Genomic DNA, 22273 nt, shown 5'->3' with positions numbered 1-22273 from the left:
AAACATCATGAAGAAATATAAGATTTTATTGGCTGCTGCGGCTCTTCTGGGGTTAAGTAGCTGTATCGAAGAAACATTGCCGACAGAATATGTGTTGAATGACCAGATTCAAGCATCGGAATCGGCTTTACAAGGGATGGTCAACTCTATTTATACTTCAATGGGCGGGTATATAAATGATGACGGTGGTATAGAAATGATTTCGTATGGTAGTATGCGTGCCATGCTTGAACATAGTACGACCCAGTTTGTCTGTTCCGGAGCGAATGGGTATAACACCATGGGCGCTTATTGCTATGGAGCGATCAGTGCTACCGGTTCCAATCGTGGATTGTATCCTTCTTATCTCTATTATTCTTATATCAAGAATGTAAACGATATTATCGGCATGATCGATGTGAATGATTTGGATGATACGAAAAAGGGATATCTGGGCGTCAGCTACGCTTACCGTGCACTTTATTATCTGGATCTGGTTCAGATTATGGAATACAAGAAACCGACCGATAGCCGTTACAGCTATGTAAGTCCTGAAAATGACTTGACGAATTTGGGTGTACCTATTGTAACGGAGAAGACAACATCGGAAGAGGCTTCCAATAATCCGCGTGCAACAGTGGATGCAGCCTATGATTTGATCCTGAGTGACTTGCAGCAGGCAGAAACATATCTGAGCGGATATACCCGTACTGATAAAACCCAGCCGAACCTGGCGGTTGTGTATGGTTTGTATGCCCGTACATATGCTAATCTGGCTTCTCGTGTGAAAACATCCGTTACCTATAAAGACGAAGCATCCTATTGGCAGAAATCCGGTGAATATGCAGATAAGGCTATTTCTGTAGCCGGTTGTACTCCATTGACGGAAGCAGAATGGACCGATCCGGTTAATGGCTTTAACAATCGTAACTCTCAGAATTCATGGATGTGGGCTACTTCTATTTCCGAAGGTAATACCACTGCTGCTACGGGAAACAATCAGTCATTCTCTTTTGCTATGATCTTCGGAACGGAAACGACTTTCAGTGTGTATGGTTGGCGTGTTGGTCGTTCACTCGATCGTAAATGGTACGAGCGCCTTTCGGATAACGACTTCCGTAAGAAATCATGGTTGGACCCCAGCTTTTTCTATGAATCGAAAAACCAGAAAGAGGGTGAGCCGTATTTAGTGGAGAGAGATGCTGATGGCAAGTTTATTAATAACAAATGGGCATTGAACGATGTAAGTACAAGTACTACTCAAAGCGATTGGAGTGATGATTATTCTGGATTCGGTCCTGATAAATATCAATATAAGTACAACAGTTCTGCCTCATGGATTCGTGCACGTATCAATTCGTCTAACGGTTTCCAGTCATGGCCGTGGTTGTATGTAAATATGAAATTCCGTCCGCATAATGGAGACTATCGTACTCATACTGTCGGTGGTGCAGTCGATTATCCGATCATGCGTATTGAGGAAATGTATTACTTGAAAGCAGAGGCAGCACTTCATACATCGGGAGTACCTGCGGCAGCAAAAGCATTGGAGGATATTGTGAAAACACGTAACTCCGCTTATACCTGTACAGCAACTACTGCCGACGCATTCCTGGATGAATATGTTTTCCAGAAAGGTATCGAATTCTGGGGTGAGGGAATTAATTATTTTGATGCTAAACGTTTGGAAGTTGGTATCCACCGTGCTTACAAAGGTTCCAACTGTGAACGTTATCAGCACTGTATTGATATGGATGGTGCCTATGTAGGTTGGACTCCGGGCTGGAACCAGGCTGAATTGAATGCTAATCCTGCCATCTTCCATTATAATAATCCGTATACGAATCCGACGACTTATTATGTGTTTAAGTCTAATGATGAGCTTAGGCCGTATTATGGTACCGAAATCACTGAATAAGAAGGATTATTTGAAATAGTAGAAAGGTATGTCGCGGTTGTCGGCATACCTTTTTTGTTTGAATTATCCTTGTTCTTTTGTGCGGTAGGCCAGTGCGTACATTCGCATTTGCTTGACCATAGCCACCAGGCCGTTTGAGCGGGTAGGGGAAAGGTGCTCCTTCAATCCGATCTGCTCAATGAAATAAAGATCGGTATCCAGAATCTCCTGCGGGGTATGGCCGGACAGGACGTTGATCAGTAAGGATACGATACCTTTTACAATCACAGCGTCGCTTTCGCCTTTGAATATAATTTTACCGTCCTCGTAGTCTGCCTGAAGCCATACACGGCTCTGGCAACCTTCGATCAGGTTACTTTCTGTTTTATACTTTTCTTCCAGCGGGGGAAGTGAGTTGCCTAAATCGATCAGCAACGCATACTTGTCCATCCAGTCGTCGAAGGCTGAGAACTCTTCAATAACGTTATCCTGAAGTTCGTTGATAGTCATTGTTTGTATTATTTCTTTTGTCGGTTATATACTACTTCCAGTACCGTTTGCCCTACCGCTTTAAGGGTTTCGCGGTCGATATTTTCCATATTGTCCTTTTGTGTATGCCAGTACCAACCGAAACCGCTTTTGCTGTCAGGGTCGTAGTTGATAATGTCGATACAAGGGATATTGCGTCCTTTGATCACATATTCGTGATCGTCGGTGATGGCGCCGCCTGTCGCATTGATGAAATACCTGCCGTATCCGAGGTTACGTGCCGTGCTCCATACCATTTCCACAATGTTGCCAGCCTTGCTCAAGGAAGTCTGTTCCTTGAAGAAAGTGGCATTTTTAGCTCCGACCATATCCAGCAGGATACCGAAGTCGGCGCGGTAATTGGGTACGTGCGGATTCTTTGCCCAGAACTGGGTACCCAGACACCAGGTGTCGGGTTTATAATCGTCTACAAACTCCGGAGTACCGTAATCTTCCGCATCGAAGAAGATGATGTCGATACCTACTCCGGGATCTTTTTGCCCGATCTGCCTGGCTATTTCAAGCAAGGCTCCTACACCGCTGGCTCCATCGTCGGCTCCGTCGATCGCTTTGCGATGATTAGCCGGGTCGGGATCGTGGTCGGAATAAGGACGCGAATCCCAATGGGCGAAGAGCAGGATGCGTTTATTGTTTTCCGGGTTGAAAGAGCCGATGATGTTTTTGGCTTCCAGTCCGGTATTGTCGTAGGCGGTAAGCATGGCTTCCTGTTCGTATACTTTGGCCCCGAAACGTTTCAGTTCGGAGGCGAGATAGTTGCCGCATGCTTTATGGGCATCGGTGTTCGGTACGCGTGGGCCGAATTTTACCTGGTTTTCAACAAAAACATAGGCGCTGTCGGCATTGAAAGAAGGCGTTGTTGTCATTGGCGTCTGGCTGACTGTCGTTACTTCCTGTTGCTGGTTCTTTGCCTGGCTACAGGCGAGCAATGAAAAAGCAAATAGAGCTATATACAAAACGTGCATCATATATCTGTTAGTATTTCTTTATTATCATCCGTTATAGGCCGACTGTACACGTGACATGACACGCAGCAGGTTGCCTCCCCATATCTTTGCAATATCATTCTCCTTGTAGCCGTCTTTCAGAAGGCGCAGGGTGATATTGATCAGTTCGTTGCTTGCCCGGCATCCGATCAGTTCGCCGTCGCCGTCGAAATCGGAGCCAATGCCCACGTGGTTGATACCGATCAGGTCCACTATATGATTAATGTGGCGTATGGCGTCGGTAAGCGATGCTTTTTCAGCATCTTCATTGATAAAGCCTTTATAAAGGCATACTTGTACTACGCCTTGTTTTTCGGCCAGTGCTTTCAGTTGGTCATCCGTCAGGTTGCGCGGATGGTTGCACAGGGCGCGTGCCGAAGAATGTGAAGCGATGATCGGTTGTGTGCTGATTTCCAACGCATCGTAGAAGGTACTTTCGGCAGCGTGCGACACATCTACCAGGATGCCCAACCGGTTCATTTCGGCAACCACTTCTTTTCCGAAAGGACTTAGTCCGCCCCATTCTGCATCTCCGCGGGCAGAGTCGCATATGTCGTTGCTCCCGTTGTGGCAAAGCGTGATATAGCTGACGCCCAGCTCTTTGAAACGGGCTATGTTTCGAATGTCTTTACCTATGGCATAACCGTTTTCCAAACCCAACATGATTGCTTTCTTGCCGGCATCTTTCGTTACCCATACTTCCTGTGAAGTCCGGGCGATGTTCATTCTGCCGCGGTTAATTTCCATTTGGCGATGAATCTCGTTCAACCGGTTCATGGCAAAATCGGTTGCCTGCTGCAATGATTCGTCATCCCGTTTGCCTTGCGGGATATAAGCGACCATGATCGCAGCGTCGACCATTCCTTCTTCCATCAGCGGCAGGTTTACTTTGCCTCCCTCTTTCAGTCCGATATTGAACTGGCCGGGGAAGATCATCGGTGTGTCCGTATGAGAATCGAGTATGACGTTCCGGCTATGGATGCGTTTGGCTTCCTTGAACAGGCGGGCCATTTCCACATGATGCCTGAACAGTTCGAGCATAAGTTCGTCGTCGTTGGCAGCCATTGCTTCGGGATGCCATTGCACACTGAAAATCTCTTTTTCGGGATGCTCCATGGCCTCGTTGATACCATCCGGGGCAACTGCCGTTTCTTTAAATTCGGGTGCGATATCTTTGACTGCCTGATGATGGAAAGAGTTGACGAATATATCCGGTTCTTTCTTTAATATATCGAACAGGCGCGAAGAAGTGTCAGTGATCCGTACGGAATGGGAAACCTGTTCGCGCGGCATTGTCTGGCTGTGCTTGAACAACCTGGCTTCGTGTTGCGAATGGATATCCTGATATATGGAACCGCCGAAGGCTACGTTGATAAGTTGATGGCCGCGGCAAATACCCATGACGGGTAACTGGCGGTTAGTTGCCAGCCTAAGCAAGATAAGATCGAACTCGTCGCGGAAAGTATCCACATCCTGTAATTGCGGAACGGGTTCCTCCCCGACATAAAGCGGGTTGATATCTCCGCCGCCGCTCATCAGCAGTCCGTCCAGTCCGGATACAATTGCCGTAAGTGCTTCCATATCCGTAATGACAGGGATCAGCACCGGTGCGCCTCCTGCTTTCAGTACGGATTGCACATAGGTATCGGCTATACAGGAAAGTCCGTCTTTCCGGTTTGAAGATATTCCTATGCGGGGAGGTTGAAGTTTTTCTTTTTTCGGACTGAAATTGTCAACTTCCCTGAATAAGGCTTCTAAACTCGGACGACGGACTTGATAATTCATAACTATATTTTTAATTGACAATTGAAATTGACAACTGACAATTATAGATAGTCGCTAATAAATTGTCAATTGTCTATTGTTAATTGTCCGCTGATTAAGCGTCAATATTTGCGTAAGTTGCATTCTCTTCAATAAACTCGCGGCGCGGACCTACTTCTTCACCCATTAACATGGCAAAGATCTGGTCTGCTTCTGCTGCGCTGTCGATCGTGATCTGCTTCAACGTACGGTTTTCAGGATTCATGGTTGTATCCCATAACTGGTGGTCGTTCATTTCTCCCAAACCTTTGTATCGTTGTGTATGGATCTGGTTCTCGTTACCTCCACCATATTTATCGATGAATGCCTGGCGTTGTTGCTCTGTCCAGCAGTATTCTTCTACTTTACCTTTCTTACAGAGGTAAAGGGGAGGAGTAGCCAGGTAAACATATCCGTTTTCGATCAAGGAACGCATTCTGCGGAAGAAGAAAGTAAGAATCAATGTGGCAATGTGGCTTCCGTCCACGTCGGCATCGGTCATGATGATAACCTTGTGGTAGCGGAGCTTGCTCAGGTTCAATTCCTTCGGATCTTCCTCTGTACCGATAGTAACACCCATTGCACGGAAGATGTTCTGGATTTCTTCACTTTCGAACACTTTGTGGTCCATCGCCTTTTCTACGTTCAGGATCTTACCACGAAGCGGCAGGATAGCCTGGAACACACGGTCGCGGCCCTGTTTAGCCGTACCGCCTGCCGAGTCCCCTTCGACCAGGAATAATTCGCAGATTGCTGCGTCTTTCGAAGAACAGTCGGCTAGTTTACCGGGCAGACCGCCACCGGTCATCGGTGATTTGCGCTGAACCAGTTCACGTGCTTTACGGGCAGCCTGACGTGCCTGTGCGGCCAGAACGACCTTGTCGACGATGATTTTTGCTTCTTTCGGATGTTCTTCCAGATAATAACCCAATGCTTCTCCGATGGCCTGGTCTACGGCACCGGTCACTTCACTGTTACCCAGTTTTGTTTTTGTCTGTCCTTCAAACTGCGGTTCGGCCACCTTGATAGAGATAACGGCTGTCAGACCTTCGCGGAAGTCATCGCCCTGGATCTCTACTTTTGCTTTTTCCAGCAACTTGGAGTCTTCAGCATATTTCTTCAGTGTACGTGTCAGACCACGACGGAAACCGGCGAGGTGTGTACCACCTTCAATTGTATTAATATCATTTACATAGGAGAACACGCTTTCGTTGAAAGATGTGTTGTATGTCATGGCTACTTCAACAGGAATACCCTGCTTTTCTGTAACGATATGGATAACGTCAGGAATCAGGGATTCTTTGGAACGGTCTACGTAACGGACGAATTCTTTCAATCCTTCTTCCGAGCGGAACAGTTCCGATTTAAAGGAGCCGTCTTCTTTTATTACGCGTTTGTCAGTCAGTGTCAGACTGACACCGGCGTTCAGGAATGCCAGTTCGCGTAAACGGGTAGCCAATATTTCATATTTATATTCAGTAACCGTAAAGATACTGCCGTCCGGTTTGAAAGAGATAGTTGTTCCGGTCGTATCGGCTGTACCGACAACTTCTACACCATGCAACGGTTTACCACAAGAGAATTCCTGCATATGGATTTTACCTTCACGGCGGACTTCTGCTTTCAGATAAGTGGAAAGTGCGTTCACACAGGAAACACCCACGCCATGCAGACCTCCGGATACCTTATAAGTACCTTTGTCAAATTTACCACCGGCGTGTAGAACGGTTAATACTACTTCCAGGGCTGATTTGCCTTCTTTCTCATGAATACCTACCGGTATACCACGGCCGTCGTCCGTTACTGTGATAGAGTTATCTTCGTTTATAACTACGTCGATCTGGGAACAAAATCCGGCTAGTGCTTCGTCAATAGAGTTGTCAACAACTTCATACACCAAATGGTGTAGACCTTTTTCGCTGATATCGCCAATATACATGGCAGGTCTTTTTCGTACTGCTTCTAACCCTTCAAGTACCTGAATACTGTCCGCAGAGTATTCCCCGGAAGTATTCTTCATTTCTTCACTCATGAGTTTATATCCTTTAAAATCACTAAATTTCTATATATCTAAAAATGCTAACAAATGTAGTGAAAATAATTGACTTAGATGGTATAAATGTAGTGAAAATAGCAAAAAAAGCAGGGTGGAGAAAGCGTGACGGGAGGTATAAAAACAAAGCAGTCGAATCACAATTGATCCGACTGCTTCTGTAAAGTAGCCCATAGGGGAATCGAACCCCTCTTTCAAGAATGAAAATCTTGCGTCCTAACCGATAGACGAATGGGCCGAAATATCCTTATGCAAGCTTGTTAACGTGCTTTGTCAATTTGGATTTCAGGTTGCTAGCTTTATTCTTGTGAATAACGTTTTTCTTAGCAAGCTTATCCAACATAGAGCACACCTTCGGTAACAGAGCCTGAGCTTCGTTTTTGTCTTCAGTAGCACGCAAAACACGCATTGCATTTCTAGCAGTTTTTGCATAGTATCTGTTATGTAAACGTCTTGCGTTGGTCTGTCTGATCCTTTTGATTGATGACTTGTGATTTGCCATTTCTTAGCTATTCTTTATTGAATTTTTAATCTTGTTTATTGTAGCCCATAGGGGAATCGAACCCCTCTTTCAAGAATGAAAATCTTGCGTCCTAACCGATAGACGAATGGGCCATCATGTCAAAGTTCTCACTTTCAGCGCTCTGGGGTTGTTGATTTCCCGATTGCGAGTGCAAAGATAGATGTTCTCCCTGAACTACCAAAACATTTCAAGGTAAAATTTAATAGATATTCTTGTTTTAACTTCTATTTAGAACTTATGTCTTGTAAATGTATTTCGAGAGCCTTGACGGAAATGTTTATTTCCCAGATACATACGCATAGGGAAGCGGCCAGTAGCAGCAGTGCGACACCGAATATCCAGGCGGCAATGATTTGCCATGAAATATAGATAAAGAACATGGAAATTACGCAAAGGAGCAGACTGAGTATCCCGAGTATCTGCATCGAACGGGTCAGGTAAAGCCGTTTGCGGAGGTTTGCAATCTGTGCAATATCTTTCGGATCGTGTGTCTGCTGGTGTTTTTCTTTCAATGTGCGGACCACGCTGGCGTACGACAGGAAACGGTTGGTGTAGGCCAGTAATATTAATGATATGGCTGAAAACAAAAGCGACGGGGTAGTAAGATCTAACATAACTCAAATGTATTTATAGTATTATAACCTGCAAATATCGTAAATAGTTTGTTGTTTTGTATCTTTGTATCCGATAAAGAACGGAAGATATGTTATGTAAAACACGCGGGATCGTCCTGCATGCCATCCCCTATAACGATAAGTACTCTATTATATATATGTATACGGAGGCGTTCGGTCGTACTTCTTATCTGGTGGCGCGCAGTCGTGGAAAGAAGTCGCCTGTTTCCAGGGCGCTGTTTATGCCCCTTTCGGTTTTAGAGATGGAGGTGGAGCATCTGAATAAGCGTGACCTGCACCGGATTCGTGAGACGAAGTTGTGTTATCCGCTGACTGAAGTCTTTTGTAATCCGGTCAAGAATGTGCTGGCGCTTTTCCTGGCGGAAGTATTGTTCCGGGTAGTAAAGGATACGGAGCCTGACCAGCGACTGTTCGATTATTTATATGAATCCATCCACTTGTTAGAGTATGCCGATAAGGGAGTGGCAAATTTCCATCTGGTGTTCCTGCTCCGCCTGCTTCATTATATGGGGATTTATCCGAATGCCGATTCGTATTCGACGGGTTGTTATTTCGATATGCAGAACGGTGTCTTTGTGGATCGCATTCCCATGCACCGGCATTATCTGAACCGGGAAGAGAGTCAGGTCTTTGCCCGCCTCTTGAAAATCAGCTTTGAGAATATGTCGTTGTATTCTTTTTCCCGTCAGGATAGGGTCGGAGTTATCAATCGTATCGTTGAATATTATCGCCTGCATTTGCCGGACTTTCCGGAAATAAAATCCCTCTCCGTTATGCAAAGTCTCTTTGATTGATCAGATTACTGCCTGAATACTTGCCAGTTTGCAGAAAAGATTATACTTTTGCCCCCACTTTATATAAAGTTGCCCCTGTAGTTCAACGGATAGAATAGATGTTTCCTAAACATTAGATAGCAGTTCGATTCTGCTCGGGGGTACAAAAGACCATACTTTTAGGAAGTATGGCCTTTTTTGTTTTCTTTATTCAATCCGAGTGTCGTTTTTGCATTGAGGGGTGAAACGACGGAATGTCCCAGTTGACTTTCTAGTTGTTCACGGGCAACTTGGGCAACTTTTCCTCCCTGGTGTGCTATGTTTGCATGTTCCTGAAATTCTTTGGGGTCCTTTTCTTTTGACAAATCTGTTGTTGCCGCTTCTGCTAGCATATTGAGAACAAGTTCCGTATTTGTCATATTATCCCGTAGATTCTCTTTTTTCAATCCTTTGAATTGTTTGTACTCTTTGGCTGTTTTTCCTGCCCACGTTTTATAGATAATATCAGTAAGTGTTGCGAATTGTATGTCTTCCTGTAAATTGTGTTTCTTCCATTCATCGGTTAGGTCCTTGCGGATTTCGATGGATTTTAATCGTTGGTTTATCCAGCTATCGGAATATCCGAGACGTTTATAATCCATCATAGCTTGTTCGATGGATAGTTCCGGGTCCTGCATCTGATCTAATCGTTCTTTGGCAATCTGGGCTATCCAAAGTTTGAATGGTTCGGCTTTGGGAGAAGGTATAGATTGGATAAGGCGAAAAAGTTGTTCGGTAGTCGCTACATCTGTCAATCTCATTTTACCATCAAGTGAAGGCATTTTCAACTGGCTACAATTTGTAGCCGTTTCATTGCCTTCTTTTCTAAGCCTTGTCTTTAATACGCTCCAATATTTGCGGGGATTATCACTTTCCGTTAGGACTGCTATCACATCGATTATTGAAAAGTACCATTCTTCAGTTTCGTCATCCCAGAGGGTGCGGACTTTCTTTTCCTCAAAAAATTTGATTGCTTCTTTTTTTGTCATAGTCTGTTTTGTAAGTGGTTGCTAAATGGTATATTTATTTATGTGGACAAAAATAGATTAAATAATTCATATAGTAAAGAAATTGTGAATTAAAATATAGAAGGACCATACTTGCAAATATGCTTGTACAGTCCTTCTCTCACTTAACCAGTAATGAAAATCCATCCCGGATTTTCTCCCTTTTATTGATATAAATTTAAACGCATTCCTGTAAGCAGTTCTCCTACTGTAAATGAACCGGTATAACCGTAACAGGTTATTGTAACCGTATCCGAAAGTTTGTTGCCGGATTTTACGGTGATGTTATACATACTACTCCTGTTGGTTGTGAAATTATTGATAATACTAGTGTTGGATGATGTTGCGGAACGACTCTGGAGTGTGTATGTCAGTCCGTTATAGACGGCACGCAATTCTCCCGAAACACCGATATTGGCAGCCAAGTAATTGTCAACCGCAATAGTTGCATTGCTGAATCCCGGAGCACTGATGACTATTTGTTCACGGCTGTCAGGCTGGACCGATTTGAACTGAACGGTCTGCTCTCCGGTTGGTGCCATGTTGTAAGTATAGCTATACCCACCGTTTACGGCATTCCAGCCTGCCTGAGACGTAGTCAAATTCTTTGTTGCAATAAATACAGTCAGCGGATATGTCGGAGGATAATCCGGATATTCGGGAATGGTAAATTTGAGGGTGGCAGAATTGCCTGCTCCATAGGTTACCATGTTATTTCCATTGACAGATACTCCTTCAAACTGACGCGATATCAGTTTGACTTCAGCCGTTTTGAAATAATCGTTCTCTATCGTTATTGTTTCGTTGCTGTTGTCCAGGCTTGTTTTAAAACTCAGTTCTTTAATGCCGGGACTGTATACCCAGTATACATATTTATAGACGCCGTCCTCGAATGCTATTTCCAGGTTCTTGTTCGGCTCTACCGGATACAAGTACTTTGTCGTCACTTCGCATTTCAAAGGATACAGATAGTTTGGAATAACATCCGGTATGCGGAATGATAAAGTCTTATCCTGATCCTTGCCGGTATATAATTTAGGAGATAAGGCGGCCGGGTCGAAACTATATAATGTACTGGAAGTAACAGTGATTATACGGGAGAGTTCCCCCGCCTTCACCAATAGGGTCGCTTCATTTTGGCCGGCTGAAACTTTGGCGACACGGGCTGTGATATTCCCGTTACCGTCGTACGACAGGCTGCTGATGATACTACCTCTGTCTTCCTGTACCGAGACACTGATCTTGCTATCGTTCAGCACTTCGTTTTCCGTATAATGTGCTGCAACGTTCAGCGTGCCACCCTGTGTGAACAGGAAATTCAGCCTGCTTACCGTCAGCCGGTTATTGTCGCTGTCGGAGATAGAGGGTGAATCCTTGAAGACTTCGGCATAGATGTTATTGGATACTTCCGAATTTTTGGCATCCGCAAAAGTCGTACTACCATTAGCCTGGTCACTGAATGAATTGATTATGACTTTATACTGAAAGTTTCTGACGATCGTATAAGGTTTTTTATCGGTGTCCAGGAACTGTATTTTGTAATACAGTTCCGGACCTCCTCCTTCCAGGTGGCCTTTGATAATAAGATAAGACTGGTCATTGAAGTAGTTAGGATTCTCGAACATATATTTGGCTTCCAGGTTGCAGTCCGCATCGCTCTGGCTTGTTTTAGAGAGCGTACCCAGAGGCAACGTGGTGGCATTATCCTGTATGATGAACGGGTTTGGAGTCATCTCCGGCATAAACGGCACAACAGTACCGCTGGTTGCCATATTGCCGAGCGCATAACCGGTAACCGTAAAGTTGGATGCTTCGTTTTGCACCGTCACTTTGGCCTGATTACGGAAAAGTGTCACGGATAAAGAAGAAGAAGTAACTTCACTTCTTCCCCAGAAAACCATTTTATTGCCATATAAAGAAGGCATTACTTCCTTTTCATCTTTTTGCAGGGAAGCATTGTCGTTGAAGGAAGACCAGTTGTCGTAGTTGGCTACCACATGGATGATCCCTGTTTCTTCGGGTACTTCTGCTTTAAAAGAACCGCTGCCTACACCGTCTGCCTCCCCGCTGTTCAGTTCGGTTGCCTGAACACGTTCAAGGAACAGTCCGTTCCGGTCGAACGCCAGCAACCAGACATCCGAGAGGTTGTTTTCGAAAGAGGCCGCACGTGTGGCAATCCTATATTCCGGGATGTTTACCGATACCCGCAAAAGCTCTTTGCCCGGTTTCGTTGCTTTCTCCACTTCAAGTTCATTCTGACAGGCGAACAATGCAAGTGAAGCCATTAAATATATGATAACATTTTTCATAACATTTCTATTTTAGAATTTAACATCCCTGACACAACGAACTGACGAGTGCAGTGCATTGAAAGAATTTGTATTACCCACTCTGGGGTCCATGAACTGTACGGCAGAACTGGCCCTGGCACTCCAGTACCAGCTACCTTCCAAGATCTTTTTTACTTCTGCCACCTTGATATTCTGAAGTACATCGATCAGATAGACCTCAGCCAGGGTAGGCATACGCCAATCCGAATACCTTTCATTGGTGGTGGCATCGTTTTCCACATATGCTGCGCATTTATCCCTTGAGTTCGTATAGCTGTCTGCCGTTGTCACCCCGTGCTGGGATGCCAGCATAAGGCGTGGCGATATACGGCGGTTGTTTTCTTCCGTATCGATGGTCTGGCCCTCGCTGTCTGTCAGCGGATTTCCTAATACGGCATTGTTTCTGATATATTCTGCATATGATTTACCTAATGCAGGATTGGCTGCATAATGGGTGTATCCGCTTCCGAAATCTTCGTCAAACTCATCCGGATCGGGTAGGGAAGAGAAGTCGGCAACGAAAGAACCGATCACGAACATCTTATTATTGTTCTGTCCCTGGCTACCGCCCGGTGCGTCGGCGGAAATATCAGAGCCTATATATAAGGCGGGATATTGTAAAACCGTTACTTTCTGTGTCAGACCTACGCCGTTTTTTACGATGAAAGTGATCTCTTTGGCAACGAAGTTTTCAGGTAATGCGCTGACTATGATGATATCACCGGTTTTTACATTATGCGAATAGTTGATAAAAACTCCTTCACTGCCGTTTACGATCTCCTTGCCATTGACAGCTATATCAGATACTTCGACATCCGGTGTGGATGACTGGAACGTGGTTGTAAATTTAGTGCTGTTAGGTAACTTTATATTTGTATCCTCTACATAGATAAAGTTGAAACCTTCCACTGCAACGATCACCTCTTTGGTTGTCCAGTCTTTTATCACATAATTGGCACTGATCTCGATTGCAGTCTCAGGAGTGGGTGATCCCGGCTGGTCTACCAGAACTGTTATGTCGTACAGGTGGTTGCGTTCTAATCTGTATATTGCATTACGTTCAGCCTCCTGTTCTTCGGATGGATTTGCCGTATCATCGGCCGGAATACGGAAGTTGACAGGCACTTTATAATAGTTCTGTGCATACTCCTTGCCATCAGGGCCTGTTGCCGGGATGTTGACTATCAGATAGGTTTCATTCTGTTTCTTCAGGCTCCAGTCGTTCGGATAGGAATAGACAACAATTTTATCTGTTCCCGTACCGGGGGTAATACCGGTAAAACCGGACATACTTTGTAACTGAGGAACAACCGGATTACCGTTTTCCAGTACGGAGATATTTGTTGCGTACTGGAACAGCTTTTTGCTGATGGTTCCGCCGGCGAAAGCCGAGAAGCTGTTCGTATAGGCTGTCGATACCCTGATTTTTGATGCTGCCCGTTTCAGTGAGACTGCAATTTCCTTGTTAACGACACGTCCGTCATTCAGGATATTGGCGGCAGTACCGTCCATCAGAAAACTGTCCTGTATTTTATCGGGATTCAATGCTGATACATTCAATGCCTTCAGGTCTGAGCGGCTAAGTCCGCCAGCCGGTATGCTCCCGGAATAGTTGGATACCACATAAGTATTATAAGTTGCATTCTGGACAAACTGATCCTGCGTAGCATGCAGTGTTGCGGTATATTCCCCGCTTCCTGTCTGCTCCGGAGAAGGGGTGATATGCTGGTAGAAAGAACAAGTTTCCTGCTCTTCCCTGTAAATGAAAACGTCCAGTGTCTTGATCAGGTTTTCATTCAGATCATTTTCTCCAACTTCCGTATCGGCCCGGGTGACGGCCGGTTGCGACAGGGATAGCCGGAGGGCTATCTTGCCGGAACCGGATACAGCCTCCGGCTGGTCCATCAGTTCCTCCTGGCTACAGGAAGAGAACAGCAGGACCAGTGCCGATATCAATTGAATGATGTAGATATTATTTCGTTTCATAACCCTTTTCTCCTTTTATTTATATTCTGTTTGTGTGATCAGAATATCCGTGTCGTTGTTACCCGGCAGCGCCCGCTGTCCGTTGCTGCGGACCGGATTGATCTTTAACTTTTGCCCTTCGGCGGTGATATAGAGATAGACTTTCCTTTCCTGGCTGTTCCAGGGTCTGGAAGCTCCTACCTTGATTTCATATGTATTGTCGCCGGCAATCCCTTTCGATATGGCAAGTTTGCCATTGGTAGAACCTTCCGTTCCGAAAGTAAACTCCAGGCCGTTTGTCAGTGTCGCTGTCCAGACAGCTCCGGCCGGGGCCGTCAGTTTGAAGTTATAACTGGCATACGATGTACTGTTCTGTGATTCACCGTTCAGCACATAAGGATACTGTACGATTCCTGTTGCTGCTTCCGTGTTATTGGCACTGAAGCTGTAATCTCCCTCATTAACCACATGGCCGATCTGTGAGGATGATTTCGTCCACGGCAAAGTGGTTGTTTTAAGTATCAGCAGATTATCCGGATTATCAAGCATCGCGATAATGCGGTAGACCGTGTTGCGTTTCAGACTGTACTTATCGGTTGTTTGTCCGTTGTCGGTGATGTACCCCTTATACCGGTGGCTCACCCCGTCTATGTCTGCTGTTATCAACAGGTAAGGAGTAACGTTTGGATCAGGGTCTGCCGATGCAGCAATATTCTGGTAACTGTAAAAAGATTCCGTCGCATTGGCGGGAATAATTCCTGACATATCATCCGGCATGACTCCCAGTACATTGTTGCTACTGATCGTTCTGAGGTCATTTTGAGTTTCGACCGGCGATACCATGATCGTATTCTGATATTCTCCCCGTGTATTGGTTATTTGGTTGACCAGTTCGATGGACTTTAAAATAACCGTGTTGTTCTCTAACCTTCTGCTTTTGAACATATATACATCCAGGCGGGCAACGAGTCTTTCCATTGGAATAGTGGCATCTGTCACAAGACCGTCGATTTGAACCACCTGTTTTCCGACCATCAATAGGTTTGTATCTTTAAACCCGTTCTTGTTCGATATAGTCATCGTTTCCAACTTCGGCAAGAGTTTGGAACCGTCGGGTATCATCGAATAAACTTTATCCTCGTCGTTGTAATTGCCGATGGCATAGATGATTTTATCCTGTGGTGAGACCTGAATTGACCGGGTTAACTCGTCCACGTATTGCGGAGTGATAACCGGGATTAATTCCGAGTATTCGCATACGCCGTTTTCCTTGTTGAATATGTAAAGTGCCAGGCTGGAGAATTTACCGTTGCCACCTTTTACCTTGTTCTCTTTATGAATTTAAACAACTAAAATTCAGATAAGTTTTAGAAAGTATGTAGAATAAGAAATTTTGACATAACATTTAGTTTTGATGATACTATTTAAGGTTAAAAGGGCTCAAAAGTAACATAATCGTCGCCTAAATAACCGGATAGTTCATCGTAATATATATGTAGGTCGTCAAAGTAAATATAGTCTCCGTTAGAGTATTCCATATAAATTGTTCTGTAGTCGTCATCCCATTCCCACCAAAAAGTAGATTCCAATTCTTCATAGTCATCCGGAAATCTGAAATAGCGGGTGATAATTTCTTCGCCCCTGCCGTCAGAATGGAAAATAAGCCGTTGTGTGCAATAGAAATTATCAATGTCTGTATACTCGTCAAACCAGCCAGAGCCATTGCATAAAATATACTCCGGATCTTCTATGGGATCAAGCGGCTTATCCTCGCAACTATTGAATCCGCAAAGGATGGTAAGTAAAAAGATGAGACTGAGTATGTTTTTCTTTTTCATAACGGTTACTTTTGTTGAGTACAAAGATACTCTTTGTTTTTACAATTGTGCAACTTATAGCTGCACAATTGTGTATGAAGTTATTCCGGCAATTCATTTTCTTCCGGTTCATCCCACTCGCCGTTGTTCCCGATGATCAGGTTGAAGGTGTTTTCTGTTTCATCCGGTTTGGGAGGCGTATATAAGATACCTGTGTAGCGGATTATTTTGTTGGCGATGGGAATAATATCGGTTACTGTCCGCTTTCGCAGTACCTGATTATCCGAACCGGTGGCCGTGAGCGTGACGGATATCTTTTCATCACCTGTCGGAATAAAGGAATAAAAGGAATGGATTTTACCGGATTGTCCTTTTTCTTCCGTTTTGAATTCATAAGAGAAATCGTTGGGCCCAGCAGATACGATTCCTTTTCCGGTCAGGATATCGAGCCGGTCGGGATGATTGCTGACTGCCAGTTCAAACCGGACGATATCTTCCGGAATCTTGTCGGCTGCCTTAAACTCTATCCGGCTGACAATCCGTTGCAGGTTTATATCGACGTTGGTTTCGTCTCCTTCTTTCAACTGGAGCTCCTGGCCATTATAGAATGAATCAGATAGTTCGTCAAAGCTGAAAGCGTTTTCTGAAAATGTAGCTTTTTGTGACTGATGAGCCAGCAGGTAAATCTGATAATTGCCGGCAGGAAGCGTGTCGTAAACAATGCCGAAGTCCGGTTCTGCGTCTGCATGATAAGTCCGGTGTTTTACCAACTCCGGCTGGTCGCCGTCTTTGTAAACCAGATATTCGATGGCAGAACATAACTCTTTTAACTCTTTGTCTGGATTGTCTCCATCCGGAACAGTCGGTTCGGGCACCGTGTTAGGTGGCATACTGCGGGTAGAGGAGAACGGAAGTACCTCTTTTTGAAGTTGAACACTAAATTGTACAGGAAATAAATTCTTTACAATTTCAAATTCGTCCGAAGCCGGATCACTACAACCTGCCAGCCAAAACAGGCAGGCTACTGCACATAATTCTTTCTTTTTCATAGCAAGGAAAATGTTAATGATAAAATCTACACAAAGAAAATACTTATTTTGGAATTTAGAAAATATTAAGGAGGGAACTTGCAGATTATGAGCGGAACTTTTTTAGATTTGTAGAAAACAGACTCAATGTAATAACCTTAAAATTAAAAGAAATGGCACGTCCAGTAACATTATGTACCCTTCAATGGGGGGATTTACCCCTCGAAACAGTTTGTGAAAAAGCGAAAGCATTCGGATATGACGGATTGGAACTGGGGTTACCCAACCATCTGGATGTCCGGCGAACGGATCAGGCCTATTATGACGGCATAAAAGAATTGCTTGCCAAATATGACCTGCAACTTTATTGTATCTCTATCCATCTGATCAGCCAGGCGGTTTGCGATACTATCGACCAGCGGCATAAGGCGGTTCTGCCTGATTGTATCTGGGGCGACGGTGAACCGGAAGGTGTGCGTCAGCGTGCAGCCGAGTATATGGTGCAGACGGCGCGTGCGGCAAAAGCTTTAGGTATCGACACGGTTGCCGGATTTACCGGTAGTCCTATCTGGCATTGGCTTTATTCTTTCCCTCCCGTTACAGATCAGATGATTGAAGACGGTTATGCCGATTTCGCCCGCCGTTTTATCCCGATCATGGATGAATATCAGAAGTTAGGTGTCCGTTATGGTCTGGAGGTGCATCCGACGGAAATAGCATTCGATACTTATTCTGCCCGTAAAGCGCTCGATGCGCTGAATAATCATCCGGCATTCGGGTTCAATTACGATCCGAGCCATATGGGATATCAGGGGGTAGATTATGTGGATTTCATTTATCAGTTCTCCGACCGCATTTTCCACGTACATATGAAAGATGTATACTGGAGTGATAGCCCTAAGCAGATCGGTGTGTTCGGCGGCCATTCCACTTTCGGCGATTCCCGCCGCTTCTGGAATTTCCGTAGTATGGGACGCGGACGGATTTGTTTCGAAGAGATTATCCGTGCTCTGAACGATATCGGTTATCAGGGGCCGTTGTCCGTTGAGTGGGAAGACAGCGCGATGGACCGTGAACATGGAGCACGCGAATCGTGTGCCTTCGTTAAACAGGTCGATTTCCAGCCTTCGGGGCATGCTTTCGATGCTTTTTTTGATAAAGGTCGATAGTTGATAATCAGCGGAAGCTCACTTATTTCTAAATTGTAATTCTATACAGTGATTGTTGGTGTATCATTATTTTAAAAAATCGGCATTTTGTCTATCTTTATGATGGTAAAATGCCTTTTTTTATAACCGAAATATTCTCTCATATCCTCTTTTGGGAATACTTGATTATGTGTTTATTAACATAAAAGATCGGTTTTTTCTCCTCTGCAGCCGAAAAACATTTCGTTTTAAACAAAAGTAGATCTCGTTTTAAATGAAATTTATTTCTATTGTAAGCTAGATTTAGCTTGTTTTAAACGCTTCAAAAACTCAAAAAAGAGTTTTTGAAGCGTTAGATTCTATGTTAAAGAACACATCTTGTTTTTGGAACAACAGATATAATAAGTGTTTTTGTAATGTCTATAACTTAGTAAAATTGCTACATGGATAATGTAATGATATTTAAAATCCATGATACAATGTCGTTGCGATCTTTATTGTTTAATTATTCTGTCTTTTTGTCGATCTGAATCTCCTCTACATTTGCATAAAAATAAGCAACGCAAGATACTATCCGGTACAGCTTACTCATAAGGTATATAATATAGCATTTTGTCAATTCAGAGTTGCCGGACAAAGTCGTTTCACATTTTTCTAAATTGGCACATCGGCACATAACCCCATTGGCTCATAATTCAGTATATTTGTCATAGAAAAAAGATCGAGGCTCGGGTATCGGACATATTTGTCCGGTATCCGGCCTCTTTGTTTTTTATACAAATCAGTTAAACCTTAGATCAATACGTCCTCAGACTTGTGCATCGTTAACCGTTAACCTCGGTGCTTCAAGTAGAAACAACTTAAAAAGAAACTAGTATGAAATATCTAATAGAAAAAGTATCCGGGTACTTCCCGCTGTATACGACTCTGTTTTTATCGCTCAAATCACAAACCTTCATTCAGGCAAATGCTCCCCCTAAATGTATTTCTCATTCCAATCACAATAACAATCAAACAGCAACGAATCATGAAAATAAATAGAACATGGGGCCATACAGAACTGGCCCGATTATATTTTCCGGGTATTCAGCCCAAGTCTGCCTCAGCTCAACTAGCCCGATGGATCAGGCTGGATGAAGACCTTTTTGTCGAATTAACGAAGGCCGGATACAAGAAAGGACAACGTATGTATTCCCCTCGTCAGGTAGCTATTCTGGTAGACCATTTGGGCGAACCTGAAACCAGGGAAATCCGCTAAAAAACGGGTAAAATGAACCGAAACACCGAAAAACGGGAAAAAATGCAGTTTTTAACCCCTTTATACATTAATGTACGCGTGTACATTATATACATATAGATAGTGATATCTTTATGGTATAGGGTCTGAAAATGTTCTGTAGGCTATGAAAAATAAGGTTTTTGTGTGATTTGGGAGATGACTAGAAAAAACGTTCCTTTTTTCTAGTCACAAATTTACGGATAAGTTTTGAAACTACAACCAAAAGGCTAAAATTAATTTACGAATGTATCTTCTTTCTTATCAACTGAATACGAAAGTGAGTACGAAATTATCTCTTTTTGTGACCAAACAAAATCCCTCAAAAAAAATGACTAGAAAAAAGGAACGTTTAATCTAGTCATTGGTATTAAACAGACTTACTAGTTAATGATATTAAACTTACTAAAAGCAAGACTTCAGTCGAGGTGGAGCGAATAAAAATGATTACAATGAGAAATTCATACCTATTGAGTATTTTATTGGTGGCTTCAGGCATTTCAGGTTTGTCTGCACAGATCCCGTTGATACCGAACGAAGCGAGAGCTTTGTATAATTATCAGATGAAGGATCGTGTCGCTCCAGTTGTTGTCGCTGATGAAAACCTGACAGTGAATGAGATTTATCGCTCACCGGTTGACGGTTGCTATTTTGGTATCGGCGACGCTCGTAATACCTATGATCCGGCAGGTATCGATTGCGAAGAATGTGAAAATGCCGGCGGCCGTGCCAAAATCAACGGTTCGTATGTATGGGGCCTGACTGAGTCCGACAAAAAAATATACTGGGGAACCATTAATAACCTGCTTTGCCAGGCAGCCTCAATGGCTGGCAGTGAAGAAACGGCCAATCCTTTGCTGACTCCTTATGAAACAACTTGTTGGGTTTGCGAAAATGAGAAAGGAGCCAATGGCGACCTGTTAGGTCAGCTTGGTGACATGCTTCCTCCCCGTGTTTTTGTGTACGATCCGGCCGATGGTACGGTAAGAGATATTACTCCGGATACGGATGCTGCCGCAACATGTACCGGTTTTCGTTCGGCAGGTTCGCACAAAGGAGTTGTATTTATGGGCGGCCCGGATTTTGTTCATGGACTGACCCTGTTTGCTTATGATTCGGAAAATAATCGATTCATGGGAGCCAGCCATCTGGAAACCCTCTCCCACGAAAATTTCAAAATCACCAATATACGTAAATGGCATGTTATTGAAGGTGTCCTCTATTGTGGAGTTAAATATGAGACAGGCGATAAGTCAGGCGGTGCAATTCTGCGCTGGAATGGAAGCAAAGAAGACCCCTTCAATTTCGAAATAGTAGGGTATACAGAAGGCGAAGCCTCTGAATTAGAATACCATAACGGACGTATTTATGTAGGCGGCTGGCCGGTAGGAACTACCCCGGCAGGCGTTTACCGTAGTCCTTTAATCCCGGCCGGCGGATTTACTGCTGCCGATGCAATCACTTGGGAAACCGTATGGCGCTACTCTGCTTACGAGAACGATGCGCTCTGCCTGTTGACAGCCGGAGTAGGCGGTTTCAAATCATATAAAGGCCAGTTATACTGGGGGATGCTGTATACAACCTGGGCCTATCCGATGATGTTGCCTGCTGTATATGGTTTGAAGACCGGCGATGAATTACTAACAGGTATCCTGGGAGTACTTCGTAGTGCTCCGTTGTTCCGGGCAACCGATTTTTCAACCCCTGAGGATGTTGAATTATTATATGGCGAAGAGAGACTGCCGAAATATAATACCACCTCGAAAGAATGGAAAATCCTGAAAAACGGTATGGGAGTAAAGCCTAAATGGGGACGTTCGGGTCTGGGAAATCTGTATACGAACTATATATGGTCGATGGAAGTGTATAACGACCGTCTGTATGTGGGTACCATGGATATGTCGAACCTGATCAAACCGGCAATCAAAACGTTGATGCCTTCTTATGCCTCTCTGGTAAGCATGTTAAAACTAGATGAAAGCAAATACGGATACGAACTCTTGCTAATAGATGATCCGGATACGGAACCGACGCTTTTTACCGATAACGGTATGGATAATGCAGCCGCTTACGGTGTACGTAATATGCTGGTTTACGATGATTATATGTATGTAGGAACGGCTAATCCGCTAAACCTCGATGAAAACGGTGGCTGGCAGTTATTTACTTTAAAAGACAGCCGGATCATTACCGGTAACGAAAAAGCACCTTCGGTAGCGCGCCTGCTAATCAGTCAAACTGAGCAGGCTATTCAATTCTCTCTGATGGACGGTGATCTGATCAAACAGATTAAACTAATCGATATGAACGGACGGAATATTCGTCAGGTTGAAGGTAACACGACGCAGTTGACGGTTTCGTTAACAGGCTTGTCGGCAGGTGTATATATCGCTACGGTCTATAACGGAGGCGATCCGATATCGACAAAAGTGATAGTTAGGTGATTTATAGAGAATTAAATAACAGTT

17 protein-coding genes and 3 tRNA genes are annotated in these 22273 nt (G+C 44.1%); 6 read left to right on the top strand and 14 right to left on the bottom strand.

What is annotated here, in order from left to right; all coding sequences use genetic code 11:
- The first annotated feature begins 7 nt into the window (after positions 1–7).
- Positions 8–1897, top strand: coding sequence for a RagB/SusD family nutrient uptake outer membrane protein (locus tag K6V26_RS18745; protein ID WP_046145444.1), 1890 nt, complete (start codon positions 8–10; stop codon positions 1895–1897).
- A 63-nt stretch (positions 1898–1960) separates the two neighbouring features.
- On the opposite strand, the gene K6V26_RS18740 is transcribed toward K6V26_RS18745, so the two are convergent.
- From K6V26_RS18740 to K6V26_RS18705, 8 genes are all read right to left on the bottom strand, one after another.
- Positions 1961–2386: a SufE family protein gene (locus K6V26_RS18740; RefSeq protein WP_010801855.1), complete on the bottom strand. Its 426-nt coding sequence runs from the start codon at positions 2384–2386 to the stop codon at positions 1961–1963.
- 8 nt (positions 2387–2394) lie between these two features.
- Positions 2395–3390 carry a M20 family metallopeptidase gene (locus K6V26_RS18735; RefSeq protein WP_010801856.1) on the bottom strand — a complete coding sequence of 332 codons (996 nt, stop codon included), beginning with the start codon at positions 3388–3390 and terminating at the stop codon, positions 2395–2397.
- 24 nt (positions 3391–3414) lie between these two features.
- A complete protein-coding gene (locus K6V26_RS18730; RefSeq protein ID WP_224263538.1) occupies positions 3415–5193 on the bottom strand; it encodes a gamma-glutamyl-gamma-aminobutyrate hydrolase family protein in 1779 nt (592 codons plus the stop codon).
- Positions 5194–5287: 94 nt separating this feature from the next.
- Entirely contained in the window at positions 5288–7243 is a 1956-nt protein-coding gene (gene gyrB / locus K6V26_RS18725) for a DNA topoisomerase (ATP-hydrolyzing) subunit B (protein WP_046145442.1), read from the bottom strand.
- A 187-nt stretch (positions 7244–7430) separates the two neighbouring features.
- Positions 7431–7502: transfer RNA gene (locus K6V26_RS18720), tRNA-Glu, on the bottom strand.
- A gap of 9 nt (positions 7503–7511) precedes the next feature.
- On the bottom strand, positions 7512–7766 hold the full coding sequence (gene rpsT, locus K6V26_RS18715) for a 30S ribosomal protein S20 (RefSeq protein WP_046145441.1): 255 nt from the start codon (positions 7764–7766) through the stop codon (positions 7512–7514).
- A 41-nt stretch (positions 7767–7807) separates the two neighbouring features.
- Positions 7808–7879, bottom strand: a tRNA-Glu gene (locus K6V26_RS18710).
- Between the two features lie 132 nt (positions 7880–8011).
- Positions 8012–8401 (bottom strand): DUF2721 domain-containing protein, encoded by a 390-nt coding sequence (locus K6V26_RS18705; protein ID WP_007655188.1) that lies wholly within the window; start codon positions 8399–8401, stop codon positions 8012–8014.
- 89 nt (positions 8402–8490) lie between these two features.
- On the opposite strand from K6V26_RS18705, the gene recO reads away from it, so the two are divergent.
- Complete coding sequence (recO, locus tag K6V26_RS18700) at positions 8491–9216, top strand: DNA repair protein RecO (RefSeq protein WP_007655187.1); 726 nt, start codon at positions 8491–8493, stop codon at positions 9214–9216.
- A 71-nt stretch (positions 9217–9287) separates the two neighbouring features.
- A tRNA-Arg gene (locus K6V26_RS18695) sits at positions 9288–9359 on the top strand.
- A gap of 15 nt (positions 9360–9374) precedes the next feature.
- Here K6V26_RS18695 and K6V26_RS18690 read toward each other — a convergent pair.
- The 6 genes from K6V26_RS18690 to K6V26_RS18665 form a co-directional block, all read right to left on the bottom strand.
- Positions 9375–10223 carry a BRO-N domain-containing protein gene (locus K6V26_RS18690; RefSeq protein WP_007655178.1) on the bottom strand — a complete coding sequence of 283 codons (849 nt, stop codon included), beginning with the start codon at positions 10221–10223 and terminating at the stop codon, positions 9375–9377.
- A gap of 182 nt (positions 10224–10405) precedes the next feature.
- Positions 10406–12550, bottom strand: a complete 2145-nt coding sequence (locus K6V26_RS18685) for a hypothetical protein (protein ID WP_224263537.1) — start codon at positions 12548–12550, stop codon at positions 10406–10408.
- A gap of 12 nt (positions 12551–12562) precedes the next feature.
- Entirely contained in the window at positions 12563–14557 is a 1995-nt protein-coding gene (fimD, locus tag K6V26_RS18680) for a fimbrial tip adhesin FimD (RefSeq protein WP_007655173.1), read from the bottom strand.
- Positions 14558–14572: 15 nt separating this feature from the next.
- Complete coding sequence (locus K6V26_RS18675; protein ID WP_222861284.1) at positions 14573–15751, bottom strand: DUF4906 domain-containing protein; 1179 nt, start codon at positions 15749–15751, stop codon at positions 14573–14575.
- Positions 15752–15966: 215 nt separating this feature from the next.
- The gene (locus K6V26_RS18670) at positions 15967–16374 is read right to left on the bottom strand and encodes a hypothetical protein (protein ID WP_007655171.1); all 408 of its coding nucleotides are present in this window, start codon (positions 16372–16374) and stop codon (positions 15967–15969) included.
- Between the two features lie 80 nt (positions 16375–16454).
- Positions 16455–17402: a FimB/Mfa2 family fimbrial subunit gene (locus K6V26_RS18665; protein ID WP_046145439.1), complete on the bottom strand. Its 948-nt coding sequence runs from the start codon at positions 17400–17402 to the stop codon at positions 16455–16457.
- A gap of 152 nt (positions 17403–17554) precedes the next feature.
- Between K6V26_RS18665 and K6V26_RS18660 the strand changes: the two genes are divergently transcribed.
- The 3 genes from K6V26_RS18660 to K6V26_RS18650 all read left to right on the top strand — a co-directional run bounded on the left by K6V26_RS18660 (position 17555) and on the right by K6V26_RS18650 (position 22249).
- Positions 17555–18550: a sugar phosphate isomerase/epimerase family protein gene (locus tag K6V26_RS18660; protein WP_046145438.1), complete on the top strand. Its 996-nt coding sequence runs from the start codon at positions 17555–17557 to the stop codon at positions 18548–18550.
- A gap of 1006 nt (positions 18551–19556) precedes the next feature.
- The gene (locus tag K6V26_RS18655; protein ID WP_046145436.1) at positions 19557–19787 is read left to right on the top strand and encodes a DUF4248 domain-containing protein; all 231 of its coding nucleotides are present in this window, start codon (positions 19557–19559) and stop codon (positions 19785–19787) included.
- 470 nt (positions 19788–20257) lie between these two features.
- A complete protein-coding gene (locus K6V26_RS18650; protein ID WP_046145435.1) occupies positions 20258–22249 on the top strand; it encodes a T9SS type A sorting domain-containing protein in 1992 nt (663 codons plus the stop codon).
- Positions 22250–22273: the final 24 nt, after the last annotated feature.

Origin of the sequence: Parabacteroides goldsteinii, assembly GCF_020091425.1 — a bacterium.
In the GTDB taxonomy this organism is placed as follows: Bacteria; Bacteroidota; Bacteroidia; order Bacteroidales; family Tannerellaceae; genus Parabacteroides; species Parabacteroides goldsteinii.
The sequence above is the reverse complement of the archived record's forward strand: the minus strand, read 5'-3'. Positions and strand labels throughout refer to the sequence as shown.

What these genes read in the sequence shown, in the direction of transcription:
- fimD (WP_007655173.1), bottom strand. Translation starts at nt 14,557, where the DNA reads ATGAAACGAAATAATATCTACATCATTCAATTGATATCGGCACTGGTC.
- recO (WP_007655187.1), top strand. Translation starts at nt 8,491, where the DNA reads ATGTTATGTAAAACACGCGGGATCGTCCTGCATGCCATCCCCTATAAC.
- K6V26_RS18730 (WP_224263538.1), bottom strand. Translation starts at nt 5,193, where the DNA reads ATGAATTATCAAGTCCGTCGTCCGAGTTTAGAAGCCTTATTCAGGGAA.
- K6V26_RS18670 (WP_007655171.1), bottom strand. Translation starts at nt 16,374, where the DNA reads ATGAAAAAGAAAAACATACTCAGTCTCATCTTTTTACTTACCATCCTT.
- gyrB (WP_046145442.1), bottom strand. Translation starts at nt 7,243, where the DNA reads ATGAGTGAAGAAATGAAGAATACTTCCGGGGAATACTCTGCGGACAGT.
- K6V26_RS18650 (WP_046145435.1), top strand. Translation starts at nt 20,258, where the DNA reads ATGAGAAATTCATACCTATTGAGTATTTTATTGGTGGCTTCAGGCATT.
- K6V26_RS18660 (WP_046145438.1), top strand. Translation starts at nt 17,555, where the DNA reads ATGGCACGTCCAGTAACATTATGTACCCTTCAATGGGGGGATTTACCC.
- K6V26_RS18690 (WP_007655178.1), bottom strand. Translation starts at nt 10,223, where the DNA reads ATGACAAAAAAAGAAGCAATCAAATTTTTTGAGGAAAAGAAAGTCCGC.
- K6V26_RS18745 (WP_046145444.1), top strand. Translation starts at nt 8, where the DNA reads ATGAAGAAATATAAGATTTTATTGGCTGCTGCGGCTCTTCTGGGGTTA.
- K6V26_RS18735 (WP_010801856.1), bottom strand. Translation starts at nt 3,390, where the DNA reads ATGATGCACGTTTTGTATATAGCTCTATTTGCTTTTTCATTGCTCGCC.
- rpsT (WP_046145441.1), bottom strand. Translation starts at nt 7,766, where the DNA reads ATGGCAAATCACAAGTCATCAATCAAAAGGATCAGACAGACCAACGCA.
- K6V26_RS18705 (WP_007655188.1), bottom strand. Translation starts at nt 8,401, where the DNA reads ATGTTAGATCTTACTACCCCGTCGCTTTTGTTTTCAGCCATATCATTA.
- K6V26_RS18665 (WP_046145439.1), bottom strand. Translation starts at nt 17,402, where the DNA reads ATGAAAAAGAAAGAATTATGTGCAGTAGCCTGCCTGTTTTGGCTGGCA.
- K6V26_RS18685 (WP_224263537.1), bottom strand. Translation starts at nt 12,550, where the DNA reads ATGAAAAATGTTATCATATATTTAATGGCTTCACTTGCATTGTTCGCC.
- K6V26_RS18740 (WP_010801855.1), bottom strand. Translation starts at nt 2,386, where the DNA reads ATGACTATCAACGAACTTCAGGATAACGTTATTGAAGAGTTCTCAGCC.
- K6V26_RS18655 (WP_046145436.1), top strand. Translation starts at nt 19,557, where the DNA reads ATGAAAATAAATAGAACATGGGGCCATACAGAACTGGCCCGATTATAT.